This is a genomic window from Bacillus cereus group sp. N6, from assembly GCF_016483705.1.
GTDB lineage: Bacteria > Bacillota > Bacilli > Bacillales > Bacillaceae_G > Bacillus_A > Bacillus_A wiedmannii.
Window position 1 is genome coordinate 1 of the sequence record NZ_JAEHBI010000291.1, and the last position, 260, is coordinate 260.

Here is a 260-nt window from a genome sequence, read left to right on the forward strand (position 1 = left end):
ATGCGCTGGTAGTAAAAGTAACCAACGAGCGAATTCATTTTCCCACGGATTAATTTTTTCTTCTCTCCATTGCTGTAACAATTTCGGAATTTCAATGAAATGGATTTCCAAATCTTCGAGTAACACTTCCTTGTGTTGTTGACTCCAAAATTGTCCGACTGTATGCATATCATCATATTGAGAAAAGAGATCAAAATCTAATAGATTAATCGCAATCGTTTTCCGTAAAGAACGATAGGGCATTCCTTGCTCTAATTGAG

Annotated in this window: 1 protein-coding gene; it reads right to left on the bottom strand. The window is 36.2% G+C overall.

The genetic code is table 11. The annotated features are described in order from the left end of the window. The coding region (locus tag JDS99_RS31340) for a PD-(D/E)XK nuclease family transposase (RefSeq protein ID WP_199696534.1) at nt 1-260 on the bottom strand (260 nt) is incomplete at both ends.